Origin of the sequence: Caulobacter sp. B11 (genome assembly GCF_002737765.1) — a bacterium.
GTDB lineage: Bacteria > Pseudomonadota > Alphaproteobacteria > Caulobacterales > Caulobacteraceae > Caulobacter.
In genome coordinates, this window is sequence record NZ_PEGG01000221.1 from 1 (window position 1) to 5,696 (window position 5,696).

The 5,696-nt window shown below is 69.0% G+C and carries 6 protein-coding genes and 1 pseudogene; 4 read left to right on the forward strand and 3 right to left on the reverse strand.

The window, feature by feature from the left end:
• A partial coding sequence (rpsT, locus tag CSW58_RS09555) for a 30S ribosomal protein S20 (protein ID WP_099447123.1) occupies positions 1 to 190 on the reverse strand: 190 nt, incomplete at its 3' end.
• 140 nt (positions 191 to 330) lie between these two features.
• A complete protein-coding gene (locus tag CSW58_RS09560) occupies positions 331 to 1,107 on the reverse strand; it encodes an enoyl-CoA hydratase (RefSeq protein WP_099447124.1) in 777 nt (258 codons plus the stop codon).
• Positions 1,108 to 1,228: 121 nt separating this feature from the next.
• Here CSW58_RS09560 and CSW58_RS09565 point away from each other — a divergent pair, with 121 nt between their 5' ends.
• Complete coding sequence (locus tag CSW58_RS09565) at positions 1,229 to 1,414, forward strand: hypothetical protein (RefSeq protein WP_099447125.1); 186 nt, start codon at positions 1,229 to 1,231, stop codon at positions 1,412 to 1,414.
• A 4-nt stretch (positions 1,415 to 1,418) separates the two neighbouring features.
• On the opposite strand, the gene mutM is transcribed toward CSW58_RS09565, so the two are convergent.
• Positions 1,419 to 2,282, reverse strand: a complete 864-nt coding sequence (gene mutM / locus CSW58_RS09570) for a bifunctional DNA-formamidopyrimidine glycosylase/DNA-(apurinic or apyrimidinic site) lyase (protein ID WP_099447126.1) — start codon at positions 2,280 to 2,282, stop codon at positions 1,419 to 1,421.
• 80 nt (positions 2,283 to 2,362) lie between these two features.
• Between mutM and CSW58_RS09575 the strand changes: the two are divergent.
• The 3 genes and pseudogenes from CSW58_RS09575 to ubiB form a co-directional block, all read left to right on the forward strand.
• A pseudogene (locus CSW58_RS09575) lies at positions 2,363 to 3,123 on the forward strand (class I SAM-dependent methyltransferase).
• A gap of 416 nt (positions 3,124 to 3,539) precedes the next feature.
• Positions 3,540 to 3,983, forward strand: coding sequence for a hypothetical protein (locus CSW58_RS13760; protein ID WP_143755151.1), 444 nt, complete (start codon positions 3,540 to 3,542; stop codon positions 3,981 to 3,983).
• A gap of 411 nt (positions 3,984 to 4,394) precedes the next feature.
• Positions 4,395 to 5,696 (forward strand): 2-polyprenylphenol 6-hydroxylase (gene ubiB, locus CSW58_RS09580; protein WP_099447127.1); only part of this gene is annotated, 1,302 nt, incomplete at its 3' end.

Here is a 5,696-nt window from a genome sequence, read left to right on the forward strand (position 1 = left end):
TGGAGACGGCGCGCATCAGTTCCGATTGCGCTTCGATAAAGGCGGCCTTGGCGACGACGGCGTCGCCGGCGGTCAGGGCGTCTTCGAACTTGCGAAGATAGGTGCGGACGCGCGAGCGGCGTGCGGTGTTGACTTCGGTGCGGCGGGCGATCTTGCGGATCGCTTTCTTGGCGCCGGGATTATTGGCCATAGGGCAAGACCTTCATACGGACAGCCGCGCGGGCGGCCGCGAAGCAGGAGAAATCAAGAGCGCGCGGATATACGGGAACGGCCGGGCGCGGTCAATCCATCCCCAGGGGAGAATCTCGTGTTCCGGCCGTTGGGGGGCGATCACGCCCCCTTGAAGCTCGGCTTCCGCTTCTCGACGAAGGCGGCCATGCCCTCCTTCTGGTCCTCGAAGGCGAACAGCGAGTGGAACAATCGCCGCTCCAGGGCCACGCCGGTGGTCAGGGTGGTCTCATAGGCGGCCAGGACCAGCTCCTTGTTCATCGCCACGGCCAAGGGTGACTGGGCGGCGATCTTGCGGGCCACGGCCAGGGCCTCGTCCAGCAGGGTGTCGGCGGGGAACACCCGGCTGACCAGGCCCGAGCGCTCGGCCTCGACGGCGTCCATCATCCGGCCGGTCAGGATCATGTCCATGGCCTTGGACTTGCCGACAAAACGGGTCAGGCGCTGGGTGCCGCCGATGCCGGGCGCGACGCCCAGATTGATCTCGGGCTGGCCGAACTTGGCGGTGTCGGCCGCCAGGATGAAATCGCACATCATGGCCAGCTCGCAGCCGCCGCCCAGGGCATAGCCGGACACGGCGGCGATGATCGGCTTGCGGCACTGCTCGATGGCCCGGGCCCCGGCGGTGAAGAAGTCGGCCTTGAACATCTGGGCGTAGGTCTTGTCCGACATCTCCTTGATGTCGGCGCCGGCCGCGAAGGCCTTGGCCGAGCCGGTCAGGACGATGCAGCCCACGGCGTCATCGGCCTGGGCCTCGCCCAGCGCCACGGCCAGTTCACCCAGCAGCTGGGCGTTGAGGGCGTTCAGCGCCTCGGGGCGGTTGAGGCGGATCAGGGTCACGCCGTCGCTCGTCTCGACGATCAGGGTCTCATAGGCCACGCGGGGGCTCCTTGAATGATGCGCGGCTTTTATAGAGCCCCGCGCCGGGAAGGGCAGCCCTGACTCGGCGGAACGCCGCGGGCGCCGGGCCGTTTGATCAGGCTGAACAGGGAGAAGTGTCATGGCCGAGCGCGACGACGTCTACGATCCGTCCACCCCCGAGGCGAACCGCAACATCCACGACGGCGGCGGGGTCGGGGCCCGCGACCTGGCCAAGCAGGAAGAGCCGTCGGAGGTCGTTCCCGAGGGCGACCACGGCGAGGACGCGCCGCCCGAGCCGATCGGCTTGGCGCACCCGGTGGACTAGGCCCTCAAACCTGGCAGACCGGGCAGAAGAACGTCGATCGCCCGGCCTGGACCTCGCGGGCGATCACCCCCTTGCAGCCGGGGGTCGGGCACGGCTCGCCCTCGCGGTCATAGACCCGGAAGCGGTGCTGGAAATAGCCCAGGGCCCCGTCGGCGGCGGCGAAGTCCTTGAGGGTGGAGCCGCCGACCGCGACGGCTTCGGCCAGGACGTCCTTGATGATCTGGGCGAGCGGCCCCAGCCGCTTGCCGGCGATCAGGCCCGAGGGCTTGAACGGCGAGATGCCCGCCCGGTGCAGGGCCTCGCAGACATAGATATTGCCCAGGCCCGCGACGGTCTTCTGGTCCAGCAGCAGGGTCTTGGGCCCCTGTTTGCGGCCGGCGAAGGCCTTGACCAGGGTCTGGCCGCTGAAGGCCTCGCCCAGCGGCTCGGGCCCCATGGCGGCGAACCACGGGTGGGCGGCCACGGCGTCGGTGGCGATCAGGTCCATGAAGCCGAACCGCCGGGGGTCGTGATAGGTGACCACCGCGCCCGCTTCGGTCTCGAACACCACGTGGGCGTGCTTGTCGTCGGGCCTGACCTCGCGGGCGAAATCGCCCGGCCGGATCGTCCCCTCAGGCGCGGCGATCTCGAAGCGGCCGGTCATGCCCAGGTGCATCACCAGGGTGTCGCCGCGATTCAGCGGGGCCAGCAGGTACTTGGCCCGTCGCTCCAGCCGCAGGATCGTCGCCCCGCTCAGGCGCTGGACGAAGCCGTCGGGCAGGGGGAAGCGCAGGTCGGGCCGGTTGGCGCGCACCCGGCTCAGGCGGGCGCCGCTGAGGGTCGGCTCGAGGCCCCGGCGGACCGTCTCGACTTCGGGCAATTCGGGCAAGGGCGGCCTCAAGAAGGTGACGTGACGCGACGCGCGGTCTAATAGCGAACCATCCTATAGTGAGCCCGGCGAAAGACGTCATGAGCAAGCCTGCCGCCACATTCGGTTTCAAGGACGTCGACCCCTCGGTGAAGGCCGGCCTGGTGCGCGGGGTCTTCGATCGCGTCGGCCAAGAACTACGACCTGATGAACGACCTGATGAGCGGGGGGCGTCCACCGCCTGTGGAAGGACGCCGTCGCCGCGCGCCTCAACCCGCAACCGGGCGAGGTGATCATCGACTGCGCCGGCGGCACCGGCGACATGGCCCGGCGCTTTGCCAAGATGGCGCGCCGCGCCCAGGAGCGCCGGGGCGGCCCCGACGCGGTGATCAACATCATCGACTACAATGCCGAGATGATCGCCGCCGGCATCGAGAAGGGCGGCGAGCCCGAGATCACCTGGACGGTCGGCGACGCCCAACGCCTGCCCCTGCCCGACGCCTATGCCGACGCCTATGTGATCTCGTTCGGCATCCGCAATGTCACCGATATCGACGCGGCCCTGCGCGAGGCCCGGCGGGTGCTCAAGCCCGGCGGCCGCTTCATCTGCCTGGAGTTCTCGCGCCCGGTGACCGAGGCGCTTGCGAAAGCGTATGACGCCTACAGCTTCAAGGTCATCCCCCAGGTCGGCGAGTGGGTGGCCAAGGATCGCGAGGCCTATCAGTACCTGGTCGAGAGCATCCGCCGCTTCCCCGACCAGCGCACCTTCGCGACCATGATGGAAAACGCCGGCTTCAAGCGGGTGACGATCAGCAACTTCACCGGCGGCGTCGCGGCCATGCACCAGGGCTGGGCGCTGTAGGGGCGGCAGCCCGAGCCAACGCGACACGAGCCCGTGGGCGCGATTTCGGCAAGCCGGTGATCCTGGACGAACGCGTCGTGGCGAGGGAGAGCGTCTGAAACGCCGGCCCCCCTCTAAACCGCCCGCCATGGCGAGGCCGCGCCTTAAAGCCTTGCAGGCGAGCTTGCTCTGGGGTCTGGCCGTGTCAAGGACGACGCGTCGCGTCGCCGCGACGCGGCCGCCAGAGGCGGTCCTTGACACGGCCAGACCCCAGAGCTCCGATCCACCAAGGGTTTAAGGCGTAGCCACATCCGGGGCGGATGCGGGCGGTCGCCAGAAGCAGGCCTTCGGAAAGGCCGCGCGGGGTGGACCTCGGACATCTTGCGCCCCGTTTGAGGTAGGTCGCGGTGCGGTCCGACGTAAGCTAAGCTTACCAGATGCATACTCTCGACACGGCGCAATGGACGATGCGGCCTGCCACAGCGGGGCAAGTCATTCTGGCCTGTATTGGAGTTCCGTTTGTAGCGTTGGGCCTGGTGGGTGCCTGGGCCAGTTTTACCAGTGGCGATCTGCTCTGGGCGGTCATCATCGGTATTGCCCTGCCTTCTGGTGGGTGCTGGCTGCTAACTGAAATATCGACGGTTCGCCTGCATCTTACCGAGGAAAGGCTTTGGCTCACGCGAAGAGGCTTCGTCTGTTGGTCGGTTGAGCGTGACCAAGCAGTGTTAGAACCGGGCGGGGTCGGCGATCTCTCCACTCTTCCCGGTTTGATCGTCATCGAGAGAAAATCGGGAAAGAAAGTGGGCGAGATCATCAGTGGTCAATTCCGAGCCGACGAACTGGCGAAACTCAGGGCGGCGCTAAGCATACCGGCCGCCTAGAGTCCGAATTGGGTCGAACCCGGACCATCGGCGTCAGTTTCAGAGGCCGACATTCCAAGGTAGAGGGCGGACGTTCAGGAAATCCTCGCCCAGTGGGGGAGGTGGCCCAGAGCGCCGGAGGGGGTGGCGCTGCGACGGAGGGGAAGACCCTCAGTCGCGGAGTTTTATCCTCGGGCACGCGCTTCGCGCGACCCGGGGCGACAGCTCCCCCAAAGGGGGAGCATCTGGGGTCAGCTCAGGGCCCGAAAGCGGATTTCACCCCTTCCCGAGAGCCTTCCCTGCCCCCTTTTCGCGGCCGCCGGCGGGTCTGCGGCCAAAGCGGCCTTGACCGGGGGGCGCGGAGCGGGCTTTGAGGCCGGGCATGAGCTTTTTTCCGCCCCGCCGCCGTCTGCCGACTGAAGGTCTCACCGCATGAGCCGCCTCGCCGCCTTCGGTCGCCTGGTCGCCGCCGGCTGGGCCCTGGTCCGGGCCGACGCCCTGATCCCGCGCGAGGTCGAGCCGCTGCTGCCGCCCGGCCCGCTGTGGCTGGGCCGGGTGCTGCGGCTGGCGGCCGGTGGTCAGGCCCGCAAGGGTCGGCCGGGCGAACGTTTGGCACACGCCCTGGAGCGCCAGGGACCCGTCGCGATCAAACTCGGCCAGTTCCTCTCGACCCGGGCCGACATCTTCGGCGCCGCCTTCGCCGAGGACCTGAGCCGCCTGAAGGACCGCCTGCCGCCGTTCCCGCTGGACGTCGCCCTGGCCGAGGTCGAGCGCAGCCTGGGCCGGCCGATCAGCGCGCTCTATGCCAGCTTCGAGCCCTCGGTGGCCGCCGCCTCCCTGGCCCAGGCCCATCCGGCCACCCTGCTGGACGGGACCGCCGTGGCCGTGAAGGTGCTGCGGCCGGGCATTGAACATCGCGTGCTGCAGGACAGCGCCACCCTGCGCCTGGCCGCCGACCTGGCCCATCGCCTGGTCCCCGCCGCCCGCCGGATGCGGCCGCGCGACTTCGTCGAGATCGTCATCCGCGCCCTCGACCTGGAGATGGACCTGCGGTTCGAGGCGGCCGGCTGCGCCGAGCTGGGCGAGGCCATGGCGGTCGACAGCTATATGCGGGCGCCCGACGTGGTCTGGGACGGGGTCGGCAAGCGCGTTCTGACCCTGGGCTGGGCCCCGGGCATGGCCCTGTCGGATCCCGCCGCCCTCGACCAGCCGGGCCTGGACCGTCCGGCCCTGGCCAATGCCGTGACCCGCGGCTTCCTGGCCCAGGCCCTGGATCACGGCCTGTTCCACGCCGACCTGCACGAGGGCAACCTGTTCGTCGGGCCGCCCAGCGCGATCACGGCGGTCGATTACGGCATCGTCGGACGGCTGGGCGCGGCGGAACGGAAATATCTGGCCGAGATCCTCTACGGCTTCCTCAATCGCGACTATCCGCGCGTCGCCAAGGTGCATTTCGACGCCGGCTATGTGCCCGCCCACCAGGATATCGACGCCTTCGCCCAGGCCCTGCGGGCGGTGGGCGAGCCGGTGTTCGGCCGTCAGGCCCGCGACGTGTCGATGGGCCGGCTGCTGGCCCAGCTGTTCGAGATCACCGCCCTGTTCGAGATGGCCCTGCGCCCCGAGCTGGTGCTGCTGCAAAAGACCATGGTCACGGTCGAGGGCGTGGCCCGCCGCATCGATCCCGGCCACGACCTGTGGGCCGCCGCCGACCCGGTGGTGCGCCGCTGGATCGGC